13 protein-coding genes are annotated in these 21,215 nt (G+C 46.1%); 12 read left to right on the top strand and 1 reads right to left on the bottom strand.

Annotated elements, in window-relative coordinates:
• Window positions 1-4: 4 nt before the first annotated feature.
• From DWW60_RS08275 to DWW60_RS08220, 12 genes are all read left to right on the top strand, one after another.
• Window positions 5-1,036, top strand: coding sequence for an efflux RND transporter periplasmic adaptor subunit (locus tag DWW60_RS08275; protein ID WP_117874994.1), 1,032 nt, complete (start codon window positions 5-7; stop codon window positions 1,034-1,036).
• Window positions 1,036-3,486, top strand: a complete 2,451-nt coding sequence (locus tag DWW60_RS08270) for a biotin/lipoyl-binding protein (protein ID WP_117874992.1) — start codon at window positions 1,036-1,038, stop codon at window positions 3,484-3,486. Before DWW60_RS08275 ends, DWW60_RS08270 begins: the two co-directional genes overlap by 1 nt.
• Before the next feature lie 15 nt (window positions 3,487-3,501).
• Window positions 3,502-6,333, top strand: a complete 2,832-nt coding sequence (locus DWW60_RS08265) for an ABC transporter permease (RefSeq protein WP_117874991.1) — start codon at window positions 3,502-3,504, stop codon at window positions 6,331-6,333.
• A gap of 3 nt (window positions 6,334-6,336) precedes the next feature.
• Window positions 6,337-7,017, top strand: coding sequence for an ABC transporter ATP-binding protein (locus tag DWW60_RS08260; RefSeq protein WP_015533878.1), 681 nt, complete (start codon window positions 6,337-6,339; stop codon window positions 7,015-7,017).
• Window positions 7,007-8,125 carry an ABC transporter ATP-binding protein gene (locus tag DWW60_RS08255; RefSeq protein WP_308936782.1) on the top strand — a complete coding sequence of 373 codons (1,119 nt, stop codon included), beginning with the start codon at window positions 7,007-7,009 and terminating at the stop codon, window positions 8,123-8,125. The genes DWW60_RS08260 and DWW60_RS08255 overlap by 11 nt, the downstream gene beginning before the upstream one ends.
• A 76-nt stretch (window positions 8,126-8,201) precedes the next feature.
• A complete protein-coding gene (locus DWW60_RS08250; protein WP_055146884.1) occupies window positions 8,202-9,773 on the top strand; it encodes a hypothetical protein in 1,572 nt (523 codons plus the stop codon).
• A 233-nt stretch (window positions 9,774-10,006) separates the two neighbouring features.
• Window positions 10,007-10,342 carry a metal-sensing transcriptional repressor gene (locus tag DWW60_RS08245; protein ID WP_022216248.1) on the top strand — a complete coding sequence of 112 codons (336 nt, stop codon included), beginning with the start codon at window positions 10,007-10,009 and terminating at the stop codon, window positions 10,340-10,342.
• A 65-nt stretch (window positions 10,343-10,407) separates the two neighbouring features.
• A complete protein-coding gene (locus DWW60_RS08240) occupies window positions 10,408-12,960 on the top strand; it encodes a heavy metal translocating P-type ATPase (RefSeq protein WP_117874989.1) in 2,553 nt (850 codons plus the stop codon).
• Between the two features lie 13 nt (window positions 12,961-12,973).
• On the top strand, window positions 12,974-14,506 hold the full coding sequence (cls, locus tag DWW60_RS08235) for a cardiolipin synthase (RefSeq protein ID WP_117874987.1): 1,533 nt from the start codon (window positions 12,974-12,976) through the stop codon (window positions 14,504-14,506).
• 15 nt (window positions 14,507-14,521) lie between these two features.
• Window positions 14,522-16,303, top strand: a complete 1,782-nt coding sequence (locus DWW60_RS08230) for an O-antigen ligase family protein (RefSeq protein WP_117874985.1) — start codon at window positions 14,522-14,524, stop codon at window positions 16,301-16,303.
• Between the two features lie 146 nt (window positions 16,304-16,449).
• Entirely contained in the window at window positions 16,450-17,670 is a 1,221-nt protein-coding gene (gene tyrS, locus DWW60_RS08225) for a tyrosine--tRNA ligase (RefSeq protein ID WP_117874983.1), read from the top strand.
• 107 nt (window positions 17,671-17,777) lie between these two features.
• Complete coding sequence (locus tag DWW60_RS08220; RefSeq protein ID WP_117874980.1) at window positions 17,778-19,100, top strand: MFS transporter; 1,323 nt, start codon at window positions 17,778-17,780, stop codon at window positions 19,098-19,100.
• A gap of 4 nt (window positions 19,101-19,104) precedes the next feature.
• Here the strand turns inward: DWW60_RS08220 and DWW60_RS08215 are convergent, their stop codons facing one another.
• Complete coding sequence (locus DWW60_RS08215; protein ID WP_117874978.1) at window positions 19,105-21,135, bottom strand: hypothetical protein; 2,031 nt, start codon at window positions 21,133-21,135, stop codon at window positions 19,105-19,107.
• Window positions 21,136-21,215: the final 80 nt, after the last annotated feature.

The raw sequence follows: 21,215 nt of genomic DNA, 5'->3' as shown, positions 1-21,215 counted from the left end.
GAGCGTGTCAAAAGCGATATTCAATAAGAAGGTTCTGGCGGCAGCGATTGCCGGTCTGATGTCCGTGTCGCTGGTTGGCTGTGGAGGCAGTACCGGTGGACAGACAGGAAGTTCCAGAATAAATATAGAGCCGTATAGCAAGGTGGAATTCAATACGGAACAGGTTAAGAGCGGAGATATCCAGTCCTCATTAACATTGGAGCTCAAGCCTGATGGTTACAGCAGCAATGATTACTCGATACAGCAGTCTGACTACAAGGTTCAGGAGGTCAAGGTAAAAGAGGGCGATAAGGTGGCCAAAGGCGATGTGATGATCCAGTTTGAGGCCAAGGATATCCAGAAGACCATAGATCAGTATACGGATCAGAAGGAGCGGGATCAGCTTCTTATAGACCATTACAACAGGCTGGCGAGCATAGACAGCAGCCAGGATTACTCCAGTGACATATCCGCGGCGAAGGAGGATATGGATCTGGCGGATACATACATCAAAGAGCAGAACGAGAGAATGAAGGAGTATCAGGTCATTGCAGACAAGAACGGAACAGTGACTTATGTCAACTCAGATCTGCAGTATGGATATGTCACAGCGGGTGATACGCTCATAACGGTGGATTCGGGTTCGTCTGATTATGTATCAGAGACTGCGGATTCATACGAATTCAAGGAGGGGCAGACCTACGATGCTGATTTTCAGGAGGCAACATTTACACTGAAGCTCACGAAGTGTGAGAAGTATACAAGCTCTGCCACCGGAGAGGAGATGCAGAAACTTACATTTCAGCCTGTCAGTGATATGACCGGAGTGACCGAAGCGGATACCCTCAAGATGGTCATAGATAAGCCGGTTGTAAAGAACGTTGTATATGTGAATAAAAAGGCTGTGTTTGACGGCTCGGATGAGAAGAAGTATGTGTACACTGTAAATGAGGACGGATACAGGAATGCGGTAGAAGTTACCGTTGGAGATACGGTGGATGATTATACAGTTATCAAATCAGGACTGAAGGCCGGAGAGCAGGTGGTGATAAATTGATGAGACAGAATATTATGCATAAAGGCAGCACACGGACAAAAAAGAATATGACCGCCAGAATAGCATGCCTTGTAATGTCATTTGTCATGGCAGGAGGAATGGCGGGCTGTGGCAAGGAGAACAGCGAGAAGGTTCCTGAGCTCGTTGAACCAGTAAGTACAAACGAGGCATACAGACCGGTCACATATGGAGATATAGGCAAAAAGGTCATCAAGACCGGAACGATAGTCCCAACTGACTATTGTTATTACTATGACACATCTGTGACTCTGTCAAAGGTGTATGTGAATGTGGGCGATGAGGTCAAGAAGGACACGGTTCTTGCAGAGACCGACAGCAATGCATCCACAGCATCGGGAGACGATGGCAGTGATACAGATTCAGGCTCAATAGTGGATGATTCTTCAACATCGATGGATGGGGACGACAGCTCGGGAGCTGATTCCCAGGATGTGAAGAAGTATTCACATGAGATCAAGCAGAAGATATATGAGCAGAATCAGGCTGAGCTGGACTGGAAGATAAAGGCGTGCGAAGAGATCGGTGATTCAAAGGGCGCTGCAGAGGCCAGAACAGAAAAAGCCATAAATGAGGAGAACAACAGGTACGATAATCTTTTATATGAGTATGAGCAGAAAAAGCTCACACAGCAGGACGAGGATGAGGACAAGGTCAAGCAGAGCGGAACGCTCAAAGCAGACCGTCCGGGCACGGTAACATACGCCAAGAAGATAAGCGGCAGTGAGAATACTGTCGGCGGCGGTGAGAACGTGGTCGTGGTTTCAGATTACAGTGATCCATATATAGAGATAACCGGTGAGAGCTTCAAGAAGAATACATACAGCATGTATAAGAACATGTACACTGTGATAAATGGAAAGCAGTATGACATAGTGCCATACAACTACACCAATCAGGAGATTGCTGTGGCACAGAGCATGTCAAGTCTTCCATACACAAGATTTAAGCTCAAGGGTGTGAAGGATGCAGATAAGATCCTCAGCGTGGGCAACACGGTGTCACTGTATTTCAGTACATCCGATGCAAAGGACGTACTCACAGTGGGAAATGATTCCATATACGAGGAGAACAACCAGAAATTTGTATATGTCAAGACAGATTCCAGTGAGAAGGAGCGCAGGGATATAGAGACCGGTGCCAGCGACAATAACTACACAGAGGTAGTCAGCGGACTCAAGGAAGGCGATCTTGTCTACTACGCTTCAGATGCGGTCATGCCTAGTGATTACACAGAATACACGGTGGCACTCGATTCATATACGAAGACAGCAACGGTGAAGAGCGATTCGTTCTCGGTGGAGGACCTCAACAGTGTCAGCTACACTGCACCATGCGATGGACGCTTCACGTCACTCAACGTCAAGAAGGGCCAGAAGGTTAAGAAGGGGGATGTGCTGTTTGTCATTGACAGTGGCGGCGGAACAGCGGCGGTCAAGGATATAGATAACCAGATCAGCGAGGAGAACCAGACTTACAGTTCGGATCTCAAGGATTTTGATGATCAGATAAATGAGCTTACAAATGAGATCACGAGATACCAGAAGGGTAAGGTGGCAACGCCGACGGATGCAGAGAACACTCTCTACATGGCGGAGCAGCTCGTGTGTCAGAGAAATGTTGTTACATACAACAAGGATCTTAGGATATATACACACAATGCAACCATTAAGAGCTTAAACGCACAGAGAGAAAAGCTCAACAAGAACAATGATGGAAGCGGAAAGATAACTGTCTACGCTGACCAGGCGGGAACAGTCCTCTCGGTTGGCGCGAAGACTGATGTGGCTGTCAAGGAAGGTGCAAATGTACTCACAGTCGGAAGCAACGACAATGTGATCCTGGCGATATCCATATCAGAGGGAAAACTTGCTGTAAACCAGAAGGTTTCAATATCAAATAAGAACAACAGCGGTAAAAAGATAAGCGGAGTGTGTGTCGGAAGCACCGGAGACAGCTCCAAGTCATATATCAGTACTGATTCAGAGGGCGGGGTTCACGTAACCAAGTGTTCAGGCAGTGATGAACTGAAGTATTATATAAAGGTTGATGATGCAAGCTTTTACAAGAAGCCGAAGTCATATCAGGTCAGCTACCCGACAAAGTCCTATGAGAACGTAGTCATGATACCTAACAACATGATCTATCATGAGACGAGCAAGAACAATTCAAATGAGTATGACTATGTATGGCTCATCAAGGATGATGAGATCATAAAGCAGTATGTCACTCTCGGCGAGGCAGACAAGACCAAGACGGTTATACTGTCAGGTCTTTCAGAGGGCGATGTCATAGCTAAGGAATCAGGAGCAACATCCACCGGTGGCTCATCGAGTTCATCAGATGGTTCCGATAATTCAAAGTCAGGCGCAGACAGCCAGTCGGATGGCGGATCGGATTCATCTGGCGGAGATGCGACAACAGCAGAGTAGCAGAGAGGAGATATAATGTTTAAATTTTTATCACATAAATTATTGAACAAGAAGTGGTTAAATGCATGTCTCCTGCTTGGAATCATATTGCTGGTGGCTGTTGCATCGTGCAACCCAATGTTCAAAAACGGAGCGCTGGATATGCTCATGTCGTCCAAGTTTGACGCGGCGATGGTAGAGCAGAACAAGTATCCGGCAACTATCGGCAGATCAGGCTCATGCGCGGTAGACGATTATGCCGATGCCGATGCAGTGCTTGGCAGGATCGGCAAATATGAGGATATGTGGAACTACTACATGGAGATAGATGCTCTGCAGAAGCAGACCAGCCTGTCACTTCAGGCGGGTTACACCCAGAGCAACCTGAATCACAGGACCAGCTTCAACATGACATATATGCCACAGATAGAGGATCATGTGAACATAACATATGGGACGTCACTCGAGGATGCCAAGACAGAGGATGGTGTGTATCCTTGTATCATCTCACAGAGAAACCTTGACAAATACGGCCTTGTCGTTGGAGAGGTATTCAGCATAGATACCGGACTCAGCGATGCCGTTGACTCACAGGGCAATCCTATGAAGTATCAGATCGTAGGTGTATTTGAGGAGAAGGATTACTCAGACAGCTTCTGGTATGACCAGCTTGCAGATCTCGACAGCGAGGTATATGTGAAGAAGGATGACTTCAACGACATGATAGGCAAGTACGGCTTCCTCACAATATACTACGTGGATCACGTCATGCTTGACTACTCACAGATAACACACAAGAATGCCATGGACACGCTGTATTATCTCCAGTCATTTGAGAAGTCAGATAAATATTTTGAGCAGAATTTCAGCAGTGTGCTCATAGATTATAAAGGCGATGCAAGAACCATCGGTATAATCATATGGGTTCTGGAGCTCCCAATACTGGTTCTGCTTCTGGCATTCATTTACATGGTATCAAGTCAGATACTTGAGATGGAGGATGGAGAGATCGCCATGCTCAAGAGCCGTGGTACCAGCACGAAGCAGGTTCTCGGAATATACCTTGGACAGTCGGCGATACTGTCGGCGATAGCCATAGTGATAGGAATCCCTATAGGATATCTTCTGTGTAAGCTTGCGGCAAGCACGGATTCGTTCCTGCAGTTTGGATTTAAGGATACACATTTCTATGGAGTAGATCCGTGGATGATAGTATACAGTCTGGCTGCCGCTGTTATAGCTATATTATTTGTGACACTTCCGGTGTTCAAATACGCCAAGAACTCCATAGTAGAGCAGAAGAGCAGAACAGGAAAGGTAAATTACAAGCCATTCTGGGAGAAGTTCTTTGTGGACGTCATCCTTGTGGCACTTTCAATATACCTCCTGTACAATTACAACAAGCAGAAATCGACGATAGCACTCGATATACTTGCGGGTTCAAGACCTGATCCGGTCATCTTCCTGAACTCCTCACTCTTTATATTTGCAGTGGGACTTCTGGTGCTCAGACTCATCAAATACCTGATAAGACTGATATACAGGATCGGAAGAAAGAGATGGTCACCGGCTGTGTACGCATCATTCCTGCAGATCACACGTACGGTCAAGAAGCAGGGATTCATATCAGTGTTCCTTGTAATGACAATAGCCATGGGTATGTTCAACTCGAACATGGCAAGAACCATAAATAAGAACAAGACACAGCGAATAGATTACAATCTGGGAACGGATCTTGTGGTACAGGAGCAGTGGACCAGAGGAACATACATAGACAAAGACAAGAAGACCCACTGGTATTACACAGAGCAGGATTTTGAGAGATTTACAAAGCTCGAGGACAGCCTGTGTGACAACGTGACAAGAGTCATATACGACGACAATACCGTCATAAAAGCGGGCGGCGAGGAGTTGGCGGGCAGCGTACTCATGGGTATCAACACCAAGGAGTTCGGTGAGACGGCCAGACTGCAGAGCGGACTCAACAAGGAGCACTGGTACAATTACCTGAATGATCTTGCAACAGTGTCGAATGGAGTCATCATTTCATCAAACCTTGCAAAGAAGTACAATATAAAGGTTGGAGATTCCATAAACTATGCGAGATACAGTCCTATTGCAAGCAAGGAGAAGGAGGAGATCGCATCTCCTAGCGGAACGGTATGTGCCATAGTGGATGCATTCCCAGGATTCCAACAGTATGTGTATGAGAAGGATTCCGAGGGAGAGATGCAGGAGGTGGAGAGATACCTCGTAGTTGCCAACTATGCATATGTTGTTGGTGCATTCAGTCAGACACCATACCAGGTATGGATGCATCTCAAGGATGGTGTGGACTACAAGGATGTACTTCAGGCACTCAGTGATGAGGATGTCAATATAGTGCAGTATGAGAGTGTGGATAAGGATGTGTCAGAGATGCAGGAGTCACCTCTGGTGCTCATAACAAATGGTCTGTTCTCACTGTCATTTATCATAGCGATCATACTTTGTACGGTGGGATTCCTGATATACTGGATAACATCCATCAAACAGAGAGAACTTCTGTTTGGTATCTACAAAGCTATGGGTATGAGCATGCGTGAGATCAACAAGATGCTCATAAATGAGCAGATATTCAGCTCGGTACTTGCCAGTCTGGCGGGATACGGAGTTGGTGCTGCGGCTACGGCGCTTTTCGTCAAGCTGGTTGCCGTGGTTTATCTGCCGGAATCACACAACATAGCGATATCGATAGCTGTGGATCCTTACGACATCATAAAGCTCACAGCGGTTGTTGTATTTATGTTTGTTGTATGTTTCGTAGTCATAAGAACTATATTGAAGAAGATGAATATAACACAGGCATTAAAGCTGGGGGAGGATTAATCTATGGATGAAATTATGATAGAGGCACATGGAATCAAACGCTGTTTCAGACTTGGAAGCGGAGAAGATTTCTATGCACTCAAGGGAATAGATATAACAGTCCCGGCTGGAAAGCTCACTATACTCAAAGGTCGTTCAGGATCGGGTAAGACGACACTGCTCAATATCCTGAGCGCGCTGGATGAGCCTACTGAGGGCGAAGTGATAGTCGGCGGCCACGTGTACAGCGAGATGAACGAGAAGGAAAAGGAGAAGCTGAGAAGATACAATATAGGATTTGTATTCCAGTCGGTTGCCCTGATCCCGATTATGAGTGCATATGAGAACGTCGATTTCGGACTCAGACTTGCGGAATATGAGGGCAACAGGGATGCCCGTATAAAAGAAGTGCTCGATCTGGTGGGACTGTCATCCAGAATGACGCATTTCCCAAATCAGATGTCAGGTGGTGAGCAGCAGAGAGTTGCCATAGCCAGAGCGGTGGCTCATAAGCCAAAGGTAATATTTGCGGATGAGCCTACAGGAGCCCTTGATACGGCTTCGGGACTTGCAGTCATGAAGCTGTTCCAGGAGCTGGTGTACAAGGAAGGAATAACGATAGTCATGACGACACATGATCCGAAGCTTATGGAGCTCGGTGATGTAGTATATGAGATAGAGGATGGTGAGATAGTTGAGCGATAAGCATTTATTCAGAAAAAAGAAGAACGATGCTGTGGAGCCTGAAACTATAGCACCGGATGTGGAGACACAGGACATGGAGAACACGGATGGCCAGGAGACGCAGGAGTTCGTGTACGGCATGGATCTTCAGGAAGACGAGGGCACTGACAGCGGGAAAGCCGTGGAAGCAGATCCTGAGGCTGGCACAGATAAAGAAGCCGGCGGGGAACGCCTTGGTTCTGAGGAGAATATCATAGAGTGTGACAGCCTTGTCAAGATATACAAGACTGACGATGTGGAGGTCATGGCTCTTCAGGGCCTGGAGCTCAACATCAAATACGGCGAGCTCATGGCGGTCATCGGAAAGTCGGGATCAGGAAAGTCCACACTCCTCAATATGATCGGAGGACTTGAGAGACCTACGGCCGGAAAGCTGTATGTCGACGGCAAGGATCTGTTTGCGATGACGGATAAGGAGCTTGTGGAGTACAGAAAGCACACTGTAGGATTTGTGTGGCAGAAAAACTCCAGAAACCTTCTGCCATATATGACAGCCATAGAGAATGTTCAGGTACCTATGTACTTCGACAAGAGCAACAAGGAAGACAAGTATGCAAGAGCCCATGATCTGCTCTGCAGAGTGGGACTTGAGGACAAGATAAATTCATATCCATCTCAGATGTCAGGTGGTGAGCAGCAGAGAGTTGCCATAGCCATAGCCCTTGCGAATAATCCGAAGATACTTCTTGCGGATGAGCCTACAGGAGCCGTGGACAGCAAGACATCCAACATGATACAGGATCTGTTCAGAAAGCTGAACGAAGAGCTCGGGATAACGATAATCATAGTTACACATGATATAAGTCTTGCAAATAAGGTGGGACGTGTGGTTATGATTGCGGACGGCAAGATTAGCACAGAGAAGATCATGAAGGAATCTTACAAGGACAGAATGAACGAGCTGACGACAGATGGCTTCTCATCTGATGATTCACATGAGGAGTTCTCGATACTCGATAAGGCGAATCGTGTACAGATAAGCCCTGATATGCTGGCTGCTGCCGGAATCGACAGCAATAAGGTCAAGGTTCAGGTTGTTGACGGCAAGGTCATCATCACAAAAGAGTGATAGCAGATGGTGTTGTGTCAGCGGGGAAAATATATTATAATTACTTCAATTAAGTAAGGAAAGGTTGGTATTTTATATGAGAAAAGCGGGTTACAAAAAAGCAGCGGCGCTGCTTTTGGTGACATCACTTGTGGCAGGAACTGCGCTCACAGGATGTGGCAAGAAGAAGGTGGATTACAACATGGGAGACGACGAGAACGGCGGTGGCGGCGGTAAGCTGGCATCAAGACTAGACGTACCAGAGTCATACAATGGCAAGCTTGAGGGTATCAATGCAGATACAGGTCTCACAGATGTATCCATAAATGCCACAGAGATAGAGGTGCCTGACACAGATAAGATGTCAGTGCTTTACTATGAGCTTAACAATGTAGACAATGACTACAAGAAGCGTGTGTGCGAGAATATATTTGACGTGAGCGCAGGTGTATATGTATATAACTGGGATAAGCCGTACAAGGAGGATATACAGAGAGAGATAGATTCACTTCAGTCCATGATGGAACAGGCTACATCGGATGATGATAAGAGCTATTATGAGGATTACATGAAGTCACTTAAGGATCAACTCAAGACAGCGTCTGATACGAGAGAGGGAGCCGGAGATTACAGTGGAGACACATTCATCGGATCTGTAGGGGACAACGAGTTCATGGTAACATTCTATGGAAGTGGCGATGACATGTCCACAGGCGGCGGATTCTCACTGGATTACTATCCATCGGATCAGCTTATACAGTACAGACCTAAGGATGGCGCAACAAGTGTATACTGCTACAGCAGTGAATATTCTGACGAGGAGGCTTCCGCAAACACAGCTTCCATCAGTGCGGCAGATGCTGAGCAGAAGGGAACAGATTTCCTTGCATCATGTGGAATCTCAGATGTCATAGAGACAAGTAATTTTGATCTGCTGTGGGATTACAGCGATGCATCAAACAGCACAGTTGCCGCAGAGAAGAATGGTTACATGGTAACATATAAGCGTTCTGTGGACGGCGTGGCTCCATATACACCTAATATATACGGCCTTGACACACTCGCAACAAGTGATGAAACGTGGTATGACACCATGGATGAGACATTCCAGCTCGGCATTGATGACAATGGACTTATCTCAGCATATTGCCTTGATTCCTTCAGAGCAACAGGAGACAAGAAGGACAATGTTGATCTTATAAGCTGGGATGATGCACTCAAGAAGCTTCCGGAGGCTGTAAATAAGTATTACACAGACAACAAGACACAGTACAGCACCATTGAGTTCAACGATGTAAGACTTACATACTACAAGCTCAAGGATGGAGATAAGTACACATACAGCCCTGTATGGGTATTTGCACAGTGCGACAAGATGGAGGATGGAAGCCTCGATAAGGATTATCCAATACAGCTCATCATGTTAGATGCTACCACAGGAGATATGATAGATCTTAAGGATGTCCTGAACCAGCAGACATATGATTCATCTGTAGTTGATTCTGTTATTGACAGTGATTCAGATTTTGATATAAGTGACGACAGCCTCATTGATGAGACTGATATAACTGATACTGACGATGCAGACAGCAGTGATGAGTCAAGCGCAGATGCGATTGATATCGGAGATGCTGATATCGACATGGGCGATCAGGATACAACAGAGTAAATAAAACTCAGACATATAGGTTAAAGGAGAAAAAACCTCATAGACTGATAAAGTGGTATAAATATTGGTCTATGAGGATTTTTTATTGTTGACACATACCCCTAGGGGGTATATAATCCGTGGATGAAAAGAGAATTGTCAAGTTTTCTATGAAAACTTGACATGTAGCTCCAGCCATTTGCCGAAGGCAAATTTTGCATGGCTGGAGTTCAATAAGGATGGAGGAAAGATATATGGAAGAACAGAAGAAATGCTGCTGTCATCATGGCGGAGAGATAAGCGACGTGGAAGCCAGGGTGAGGACAAGGACAGACGAGGAGTATAAGAAGCTTCTCAACAGACTGAACAGGATAGAGGGGCAGATAAGAGGCGTGAAGAGTATGCTGGAAAATGATGCATATTGCACAGACATCGTGCTCCAAGTGTCGGCGATCAATGCGGCACTCAACAGCTTCAACAGACAGCTCCTTGCCGAACATATCAGGACCTGTGTTGCAGACGATATAAGAAATGGCAAGGATGATACTATAGAGGATCTGGTAAATACGGTTACCAGACTTATGAAATAGGTATGTCAGTTATTGGCAAGTGCGGTTACGAACTGACTGATGCTTGATAAAGGAAGGTGAAATATATGGACAAGTACAATGTGACAGGAATGACATGCAGTGCATGCAGTGCAAGAGTCGAGAAGGCCGTATCCAATGTTGAGGGAGTTACCTCGTGTCAGGTGAATCTCCTGACCAACTCCATGATGGTGGATGGAACAGCCGACAGCGGAACTATAGTGGCTGCAGTTGAGAAGGCAGGATACGGTGCGAGTCTGGCGGGTGGAAGATCTGCTGGCGGAAATACTTCACATTCAGGTGGGAAGAGCAGCGGTTCCGGTGAGAGTGAGGCGGACAAAGAATTTGGAAAAATGAAGAAGAGACTGGTGGCATCAGTTATAATTCTTATTCCCCTCATGTATATATCAATGGGACATATGATGTGGAACTGGCCACTGCCAAGCTTCTTTGACGCCAATCATGTGGCGATGGGACTCACGCAGATGCTGCTAACCATAATTGTGATGGTGATAAATCAGAGATTCTTTGTGAGTGGATTTAAGGGAGCTATACACGGCTCGCCTAATATGGATACACTTGTTGCCATGGGCTCAGGTGCCTCATTCATATACAGCGTGTACGTGCTCTATGCCATGACAGCGGCGCAGACAGCAGGTGACGGTGAGCGTGTCATGACGCTCATGCATGATTTTTATTTTGAATCTGCGGCCATGATACTGGCGCTTATAACAGTCGGCAAGACGCTTGAAGCATATTCAAAGGGAAGAACCACGGACGCACTCAAAGGTCTGATGGATCTTGCCCCGAAGACAGCCGTTCTCATCAGAGATGGTGAGGAGGTCACCGTGGATATAGACGAAGTTGCGGTTGGAGATATATTTGCCGTTAGACCGGGTGAGAGCGTTCCTGTGGACGGAGTAGTCCTTGAGGGGGATTCCGCCGTGGACGAGTCAGCTCTCTCGGGTGAGAGCATACCTGTGGACAAAACTGCAGGAAGCCGTGTGTCTGCGGCGACGATCAACCAGTCGGGTTATCTGAAATGCAGTGCTACACAGGTAGGTGCGGATACCGCACTGTCCAAGATAATAGATATGGTAAGTGATGCGGCGGCTACCAAAGCTCCAATAGCAAAGCTTGCTGATAAGGTTTCGGGAGTGTTTGTACCTGTTGTCATACTGATAGCATTTATCACGATGATAGTGTGGATAATAGTGGGCAAGGATGCCGGTTATGTGCTGGCGAGAGGAATATCAGTGCTTGTTATAAGCTGCCCATGTGCCCTTGGGCTTGCCACACCTGTTGCAATCATGGTGGGAAATGGAATAGGTGCCAAGCATGGAATATTGTTCAAGACGGCGACCGCCCTTGAGGAGACAGGAAAGGGCAGCATAGTGGTCATGGACAAGACCGGAACGATCACCAAGGGAGAGACGGTAGTGACGGATATACTGGCGGCAGATGGAGTAAGTGATGACGAGCTGATGCAGAAGGCTGCGGTTCTGGAGAAGCTGTCAGAGCATCCTCTGGCAAGGGCTGTGGTTGGATATTACAGTGAGAATTACCAGACAGGTGATGCACAGAAGGATAAAAATTATGAGGTATCCGATTTCAAGGCTGTTGCGGGCAACGGTCTGATGGGAAGTCTGAACGGCAGAAAGATCATCGGAGGAAATATGGATTATATAAAGGGCTATGCGGATGTACCTGAGGCGATGAAGGATAACGCAGAGAAGGTATCACAGCAGGGAAAGACACCTATGTTCTTTGCCGAGGAGGCTGACGGAGATTACAGAGTCCTTGGAATAATAGCCGTGGCGGATACTGTGAAGGAGGACAGCGCTGAGGCCATAAGCCAGCTTCAGTCAATGGGACTTTCAGTAGTTATGTTAACCGGTGATAATGAGAGAACCGCAAAAGCCATAGGAGAGCAGGTCGGCGTGGACAGAGTAATAGCGGGCGTGCGTCCGGACGGCAAGGAGAGCGTTGTGCGCGATCTCATGCAGAAGGGGCATGTGATCATGGTTGGTGATGGAATAAATGATGCCCCTGCACTCACAAGGGCAAATATAGGAATAGCCATAGGTGCAGGCACGGATATAGCCATAGATGCTGCGGATGTTGTTCTCATGAAGAGTGAGCTCACAGATGTTCCGGCGGCCATAAGACTCAGTAGGGCAACAGTTAAGAACATAAAAGAGAATCTTTTCTGGGCATTTATATATAATATAATTGGAATACCACTTGCCGCCGGCGTGTGGATCCCGATATTTGGCTGGACGCTCAATCCTATGTTCGGAGCGTTTGCCATGAGCCTGTCAAGTTTTTGTGTTGTTACAAATGCGCTGAGGTTGAATTTGACAGACATTTATGATAAAAATAAAAGGTATAGAATCAAGGAGGACAAAGTTATGACAAAGACAATGAAGATCGAAGGTATGATGTGTGGACATTGTGAAGCCAGAGTCAAGAAGAGTCTTGAGGCCCTTGACCAGGTGCAGGAGGCTGTAGTCAGCCATGAGACAGGAACAGCGGTTGTCACTCTCAAGGCAGACGTTGATGACAGCGTGCTCAAGAAGACAGTAGAGGATCAGGATTATAAGGTGACATCAATTCAGTAAAGGCAGGAAATATATGAAGAAGATACTGAACAGATTGCTAAGCAGAATGGTAATAACGTGCTTTCTTGTGGTCGTCCAGTTGGCGATCATGATACTGGGGGTTGTTTTTCTTCAGGACAGATATATCTATATATCGGGTGCTCTCAAGCTGCTCAGCGTAATAGTTGTAATGTATCTTATAACAAAGGATACTAACCCTATGGTAAAGATGGCATGGATGGTGCCGATACTCATATTCCCGGTGCTGGGAGGTCTCATGTATGTGCTCTATGGACATGTGCTGATACCTAAAAAACTCAGAAAGAATTTTCTGCGGGTTCTCCAGCAGGAGGTATATGAGAACGTCAAGGGGGACAACTGGGTCCCAGCGGAGAAGTTAAAGTCGGAGCCTACATACAGGATATGTAATTATATGGAGAATGTGGCTGAGGCGCCTCTGTATAAGCACACCAGTGTAAAGTATTATGCCATAGGCGATGATGTGATGGAGGATCTCATCAGAGACCTGGAGAGTGCGGAGAAGTATATATTCATGGAATATTTCATCGTGGACAAGGGTTATATGTGGGATACCATACTTGAGATATTGAAGCGCAAGGCTGCGGAGGGACTTGATGTCAGGTTCATGTATGATGACATCGGATCTGTGTTCAATGTGCCGAAGTATTACTGGAAGGAACTTGAATCCTACGGTATCAAATGTATGGCGTTCAATCAGGTGGTTCCATTCTTTGCCACTATCTTCAATAACAGGGATCACAGGAAGATCACTGTTATTGATGGCAAGATAGCTCACACCGGCGGTTACAACATGGCTGACGAGTATATCAACAAGATAGAGAAGTACGGCAAATGGAAGGACAGTGGAGTGAGACTTGAGGGCGAGGGCGCCTGGAGCTTCACTGTTATGTTCCTTCAGATGTGGAACAGCTTCAGATATTCAGAGGGAAGCTACAACAACTATAGACCGGCGGAAATCGACTATAGTGGCGTAAGTGACGGATATGTTCAGCCGTACAAGTCCAGTCCTCTGAGCGGAGAGAATGTGGGTGAGAATCTGTACATGCAGATGATAAATGATGCACAGGAGTACATTTATATATTTACCCCATATCTTATCGTGTGTAACGAGCTCATGATGGCACTGAAGCTGGCAGCCAAGAGGGGCGTGGATGTGCGTATTGTTACGCCGGCCATCCCGGACAAGAAATATATATACAAGATGACCCAGTTCAGCTACAAGGAGCTGCTTCTGGCGGGTGTGAAGATATATCAGTACACGCCTGGATTTATACATTCAAAGACTTTGCTCATGGATGGCAAGCTTGCATCTGTGGGATCCATCAATCTGGATAACAGGAGCTTCTATCACCACTTTGAGTGTGGAACTCTCCTGTATGACTGCAAGGCCATAGAAGATGTGAAGAAGGATATGATGGATACATTTGCCGAGTCGGAGGAGATAGATATTCCGTGGTGCAGAAATAACATAAGCAGGGTGAATATACTTGGTGCGATACTCAGATTATTGTCACCGCTTTTATAAAAGGAGTATAGCCGTATGGGCAGAAAAGACAACATTGCAGGAGACGGCAGGCGGGAACTTCAGAACGGAATAACCACATTATTTCTTATATATATGGGGGCTGCATATCCCCTGATAATGCATGACAAATATTTTGATATAACAGTAACCAAGTACAGGGCGTTCTATATTGCGCTGTGCATATATGCGGTGCTTATGGTGCTTGCGGTGCTGGTGGATGTGCTTGGACGAAATGTCAGCACAGGGAATGGGTCGCAGAGCTCAGGCGGGAATGTGGATGCTTCAGCAGGGGTGGCACATGGCAGCAGGTTTATCGGACGCCTGAGACATTTTATGGATATGCATAATATCATGGCCATGGATATATTCATGGCAGGATTTGTTCTGGCAAATGTTCTGGCATTCTTTATGTCAGGGAATAAGGCAGCAGCATATACAGGCGAGGAGGGCAGAAGGTGCGGACTTCAGTTCGTGCTGCTGGCCTTTTTCCTGTATGTGTGTATGGCGAGATATTGCAGGATAAGGCGGTATGTGGCGGTAATATTCATGCTTTCGGGCTCGTTTGTGGGAGTGGTCGGTATATGCCAGTTCATGGGATATGACTTCCTTGGACTCAGGGAAGGACTGATGCAGAGCATAAGAAATGTATACATATCCACATTTGGCAATATCGATATATTTGCAAGCTTCCTGTGCGTGCTGGTTCCGGCGGCAGCAGGAGCGTATATCAGTGTATCAGGCAATGAGAGAATAGTGATACGTATATGCGCTATGATAACTGTATTTATAGGAACAGGAGCGGTGATCATATCCAATGCCAACCTTGCATATGCAGGCGTGGGTGGTGCTATGATTGTGGCATGGATATGGGCGTCATATCGCGGAAGAATAAGAGAATTTGCAGATGTATGCTTGGTTATGGCATGTGGAGTCCTGGCGATCAGCATTATGCTGGGAAGAACGGATAACGGATATTCAGAACTTGACGGACTGAGCTGCTTTGTGAGTGACAGCCGGATGGTGTGGATAGTGTCAGTGGTCGTTCTCGTTGTATGGGCGGCCATAAGGCTGGCTTCAAAGTGGACTGTAAAGTTCCGCGGAAAGGCAGCTCTTGCTGTATCGGTTGGCGTATCGCTTGCAGGCATCGTGGCTGTTGTTATATATGCGGTGCACAACCACATGGGTATATTTTCATTTGAAGATTCCTGGGGAAACTACAGGGGTTTTGTGTGGAGGAGACTCATGGAGGCGTACAGGGATTTCAGTGTTCCACAGAAGCTGTTCGGTTATGGAAATGAATCGGTGAAGGCGGTCATGACCGACAGATACTATGACGATATGATGAATACGGTGGGTGTTATATATGATAATGCTCACAATGAGTATCTGCAGTATCTGATAACCACAGGAATATTCGGTGCAGTGAGTTACGTAGGACTGCTGGTTACCACAGGTGGTGCGCTTGTGAGAACTGCGGTATCAGGAGCTGTGATGAATGAGAATGAAAACGCAAGCGGACAATCTGCAGGAAAAAGATCGAAGGAGAAGAAGACATCGAGAGATTCAAGAACTGTAAGAGGTTCAAAGACAGGGACTGGCTTGGAGTGCCTGCTTGGATATGCTGAGGATGAGGGCAGTATGATAGCTGTTCTGCTCGGGATAACCGGGTATGCCGTTCAGGCATTTGTCAATCTTAACCAGTCGCTCACAACGCCATACATATTCCTGCTCATAGCCATGGCAGGAGGACTGTGCCGCAGATACAGGTGTCGATCAGAAATCGGCGGCAGAAAATGATGTGTGAAATATGATTTATAAGAAAATAATACAGGGAATTGTGTGTATATACTTGCCACAGTGCATAGCAAAATGTTATAATATTTGCCTGTGTGGTGCTAGTGAACCGCACATTGAATAAATAAATACAGGAGGTCTAGAGGGACATGCAGATTTATGACGAGCTTGTAGCCAGAGGGCTTATAGCGCAGACAACAGATGAAGATGAAATTAGAGATTTAGTAAATAATGGTAAGGCAGTATTCTATATTGGCTTTGATCCGACTGCTGACAGCCTGCATGTAGGCCACTTCATGGCGCTCTGTCTGATGAAGAGACTTCAGATGGCAGGCAACAAGCCTATCGCGCTGATAGGTGGAGGTACAGCCATGATCGGTGATCCATCAGGCCGTACAGATATGAGACAGATGATGACAAAGGAGACTATCCAGCACAACGTTGACTGCTTCAAGAAGCAGATGAGCAAGTTCATAGACTTCTCAGAGGACAAGGCGCTTCTCGTCAACAACGCAGACTGGCTTCTCAACCTGAACTATGTAGATGTTCTCCGCGATGTTGGAGCATGCTTCTCAGTCAACAACATGCTTCGTGCAGAGTGCTACAAGCAGCGTATGGAGAAGGGACTCAGCTTCCTTGAGTTTAACTACATGATCATGCAGAGTTACGACTTTTACGCACTGTACCAGAAGTACGGCTGCAACATGCAGTTCGGCGGCGATGACCAGTGGAGCAATATGCTTGGCGGTACAGAGCTCATCAGAAGAAAGCTTGGCAAGGATGCATACGCCATGACAATCACACTTCTCCTCAACTCAGAGGGCAAGAAGATGGGTAAGACACAGAAGGGTGCTGTATGGCTTGATCCTAACAAGACATCACCATTTGAGTTCTACCAGTACTGGAGAAATGTGGCAGATGCAGATGTTCTGAAGTGCATCCGTATGCTCACATTCCTTCCACTTGAGGAGATAGATAAGATGGATAGCTGGGAGGGCAGCCAGCTCAACCAGGCAAAGGAGATCCTTGCATACGAGCTTACAAAGCTTGTACACGGCGAGGAGGAGGCTGTGAAGGCTCAGGAGAGCGCAAGAGCACTGTTCTCCAAGGGTGTTGCAGCAGACATGCCATCAGTAACACTCACAGCAGATGACTTCAAGGACGGCTCGATCGATATCGTGTCAGTTCTCGTTAAGTCAGGTCTTGTTACATCACGTAACGAGGGCAGACGTGCCGTAGAGCAGGGCGGTGTTGCTGTGGACGGCGAGAAGATCACAGATGTCCAGACTACAATTCCAGAGGAGAAGTTCGATGGCGAGGGCGTTGTTGTGAGACGTGGTAAGAAGAACTTTAGGAAGGTTAGTAAGTAAGAGACGTTGACGCTTTGAGTGATATCAAGGCGAACGGCCAGTGGTTATTCAAAAAGGGAAGCGATGAGCTTCCCTTTTTATGTACTAAAGAAGGGGATTAGAACTTGATGAATGACAAAACGGCAGATTCAAATAAAAGACGTTTGGCAGTCGCAGCCATCTCGGCTGTGGCACTCATAATACTTGTACAATTTGTGGATTCCTATTGCACTGAGATGTTCGGCAAGACGCAGTCACTTTCTGTTAGGACATTTCTCATGGATCCGCGTGGTATGAGTTCTGAAGCGGCGGTTGCATATATGAGCAGAGGCATGCTGCCATTTTATCTTATCGGAGCGCTCACGCCATTTATCAGGTCATATACGGATATCATAGGCAGGAAGAAGATGATGATCATAAATGTGGCGCTTCTGGCTGTTGGAAGTGCAGTATGCCTGCTGGCAAACAATATGTGGATATACCTGCTTGGCAATGGAATTCTCATACTGGGATATTCGCTGGACATACATCTGATATACATAGTCGATGCGGTAGATAGAAAACATCGAGGAACTGTCAGAGGAATCTGTGGTGGAGTGTCCATGGCAGCAGCCATGTGTATACCTCTGCTCAGGTCATTGTACGTGGATGGCGGCGGACATAATTGGCAGATCCTTTACGCTGTTGGAATTGTTGGCGGAGTAATAGGTCTGGTACTGGTTATGTTGTACAGATTCCCGAATATAACTGGTTCTAAAGCTGCACCGAGTGTTGGCGGATCGGCAAACAGGAGTGAGGGAAAATCTGTGGACAGTACAGAATGTAGCACAGATGATGGACATATACATTTTATAAAAACATTCAAAGATATATGCAGAGATCATGCAACCAGAAATCTTCTCATAAGCATAAGCGTGGTGGGGCTGGCGACAGCAGGCATAACATATTACAATGAACCTTTGTGTGCCTTCTCAGGTATGGGAGAGGGCAATGTGAATACAGTGTTGCTCATACAGCCCATAGCATCACTGGTTATAAATGTTCTGACAGGAATACTTGCAGACAAAATGGAACGGAGATATGTGGTGCAGATGGGAATAGCGCTTAGCCTCATATCAGGTATGGCATTTACACTTGGAGTAGGGCATGGAGTTTCATCGGTGTTGCTGGGAATACTCTGGGGCTGCATGAATGGATTTTACTTTTCTGCGGAAGAACTGATAAATCTTATGGTCATGGAAAGTGTAGATATATCGGTCAGAGGAAGGGCGTCAGCCATGTCCACACTGTCATATGGAATAGGAGATCAGCTGGGGATATTTGCAATAAGTCTGGTTGTGGGAGCCCTTGGCATGAGATGGGCAAAATTGGTATTTCTCGTGTCGCCTCTTGTCATAGCGATGGTGGTTCTGAGAAGAAAAGAAATAGAAAAGAGAAGGAAACACGCTTAGCTGTTCAGCGTGTTTCCTTCTCTTTATGTTCAACATTCAGCTTGCGGATGCTGGATTTGATCTTTCTGTATTTGAATAGTGGATACATTGCAAATGTCCACAGGGCATATACTGCGACAAGAATGGGCAGGCCTATCAGATTTCGGAGATTATTTGCGTGCCATACTGCCGTGCTCAGGTATGCGACAAATATACACAGCGCAACATCTGTGATGAGATGCAGCTTCTGATTCACGATATACATAGGATGATAACGGTCGTCAGGTGGCTGGATGTCCGATGTGGACAGGCCCTGTTCAAATTGACACAAATTATAGTTATATATTCCTCTGGCAATTGCAAGCTCAGATATGCTGCCGGCGTACAGGTTGTGTCGGAACAGCGTTGCTACCTCGTAATTATCAGAGTCAGGATTGCCGGCGTAGAATGAGAATTCGGCCATTTTCTGATAATGGGATCTCGCACGGAGAAGTATAAGTATGTTAAGAACACCGTTCAGCAAAATAAGGATCATTGTGACGGAATAGAGCATGGAAGCATTTGGCATTCTGAAATACTCCAGGTCAGGATTCACAAGCTGAAGAATCTCGGCGATCACACCTATGGATGAAAGAGTGACAATGAAAGCGGTGAGAGTAGCCCAACTGTATTTGGACGAATCCGCTACCTGATCATATATATGCCGGATGCAATCCTCACTGTAGTTTGTGAGCTTGTTGTAGCTGGTGTGTCTGAAAGAGTTCAGTCTGGAATCGTAATCCCATGAGCACATGCGTGCCACTCCGAATCTGGACGCAGGAACATGACCTGGCAGATTTGCGGAGAAGAATGCATCATACCTTTTGTAGGTAATATGGTCATGAACCATGCTGTCGATAAGCATAACTCCACCAAATGATAAACTGACGAGAGCCACCAGCAGAGGAAAGCTGTTAAATACAAATGACACAACAATATACAGAATACTCACCATACAGAACAAGGTGATGATGACTCGTCTCCCCTGTTGTATATCATTAAAAGATCTCGAACAGTTCTGAAAATGATTATATGTAATGCTATAGGTGTTACTGTTCTCATCAAGCACGGAATGTTCAAGTATCAGGCTTAGCTCCGAATACTTCTTGTGCAATGAGAATGGAATAAATCTCAAAGCTGTTAAAATGATGGATGCACACAGCATGACAATACTGAACAGCGTCCCCTTTGTGCTTGTCGCCTCATAGGAACTGATCCAGGTAGAAGAGAAGATGGTTGCAAGCATCTGCACAGAGTAAAGGACTATCAGTGTATATGTTGCAAATGCCTGTAGCTTGTCAACCCTTCTGGCATCATTCATTAGCTTCTGAAAATGTGGGTTGTTCAAGTCAATCGCGGGATGTGCGACCTTAGGCTCTTTGATATTTCTTGTAATTGCAACCTCCGATGCATATGCAGGAAAATTCACATCATCAAAAAGCGCATACAAAAGGATCGTAGCAAGGTATTCTGATGGTGATGTGCATTTGAACAAAGAGCAATAATGTGTAAGCTGGTTGTCTGTTGACAGGACGTTGCTCAGATATGACTGCAGTGAAACTATAAAATCAGAGTCCAGTGCGCCTTTTGTTTCTATAAGATTGTCAAGATGAGCGCACAGCTTGTCGTAATCTATCGCATTCAGCAGAGCTCTTATAGGAAGAGGCTGCTCGTTTCCGGAAAAGTTCTTATTTGCCAGGTTGGAAAAGAAAACACTCAGCTTCGTGCCTGTAGGATAGCTCTCGTCAGGATGGATGAGATAGTACAGAGGTTTCTGGGCTGAATCTGCATCCTTCTTAAGCCATTCTATATCCGCATCCTTGAAGACGGAAAATGACATTGTTTTGTCAATATCGTCATATTGGTTCGGATTCTGTGAAAAGAATAATTGGCTGAAAGTATGTTTGTTGGAGTATGAAGACGTCTGTGGAACAATGGGAATGTTAAGCCCCAGATGCTCTGTGAAAAGTTCCTCCAGAGAGCATATGTGTTCCGCCGGTCTGGTACGATATTTCATCTTTTGTTTCCCCCTCATGGAAATGAAATAGGTTGGTTTAGTAAATATATGTGCTAAGCACTATATGAATATATAACAAA

The sequence above is a fragment of the Coprococcus sp. AF16-22 genome, assembly GCF_003461545.1.
Taxonomy (GTDB): domain Bacteria; phylum Bacillota; class Clostridia; order Lachnospirales; family Lachnospiraceae; genus Coprococcus; species Coprococcus aceti.
Note: the sequence above shows the minus strand (reverse complement) of the source record. Positions and strands in the feature narration are given on the sequence as shown.

Bases quoted from the DNA above. Each gene is read 5' to 3' on its own strand.
- DWW60_RS08240 (WP_117874989.1), top strand. From the start codon at position 10,408: ATGGACAAGTACAATGTGACAGGAATGACATGCAGTGCATGCAGTGCA.
- DWW60_RS08265 (WP_117874991.1), top strand. From the start codon at position 3,502: ATGTTTAAATTTTTATCACATAAATTATTGAACAAGAAGTGGTTAAAT.
- cls (WP_117874987.1), top strand. From the start codon at position 12,974: ATGAAGAAGATACTGAACAGATTGCTAAGCAGAATGGTAATAACGTGC.
- DWW60_RS08215 (WP_117874978.1), bottom strand. From the start codon at position 21,135: ATGAAATATCGTACCAGACCGGCGGAACACATATGCTCTCTGGAGGAA.
- DWW60_RS08220 (WP_117874980.1), top strand. From the start codon at position 17,778: ATGAATGACAAAACGGCAGATTCAAATAAAAGACGTTTGGCAGTCGCA.
- tyrS (WP_117874983.1), top strand. From the start codon at position 16,450: ATGCAGATTTATGACGAGCTTGTAGCCAGAGGGCTTATAGCGCAGACA.
- DWW60_RS08245 (WP_022216248.1), top strand. From the start codon at position 10,007: ATGGAAGAACAGAAGAAATGCTGCTGTCATCATGGCGGAGAGATAAGC.
- DWW60_RS08270 (WP_117874992.1), top strand. From the start codon at position 1,036: ATGAGACAGAATATTATGCATAAAGGCAGCACACGGACAAAAAAGAAT.
- DWW60_RS08250 (WP_055146884.1), top strand. From the start codon at position 8,202: ATGAGAAAAGCGGGTTACAAAAAAGCAGCGGCGCTGCTTTTGGTGACA.
- DWW60_RS08230 (WP_117874985.1), top strand. From the start codon at position 14,522: ATGGGCAGAAAAGACAACATTGCAGGAGACGGCAGGCGGGAACTTCAG.
- DWW60_RS08260 (WP_015533878.1), top strand. From the start codon at position 6,337: ATGGATGAAATTATGATAGAGGCACATGGAATCAAACGCTGTTTCAGA.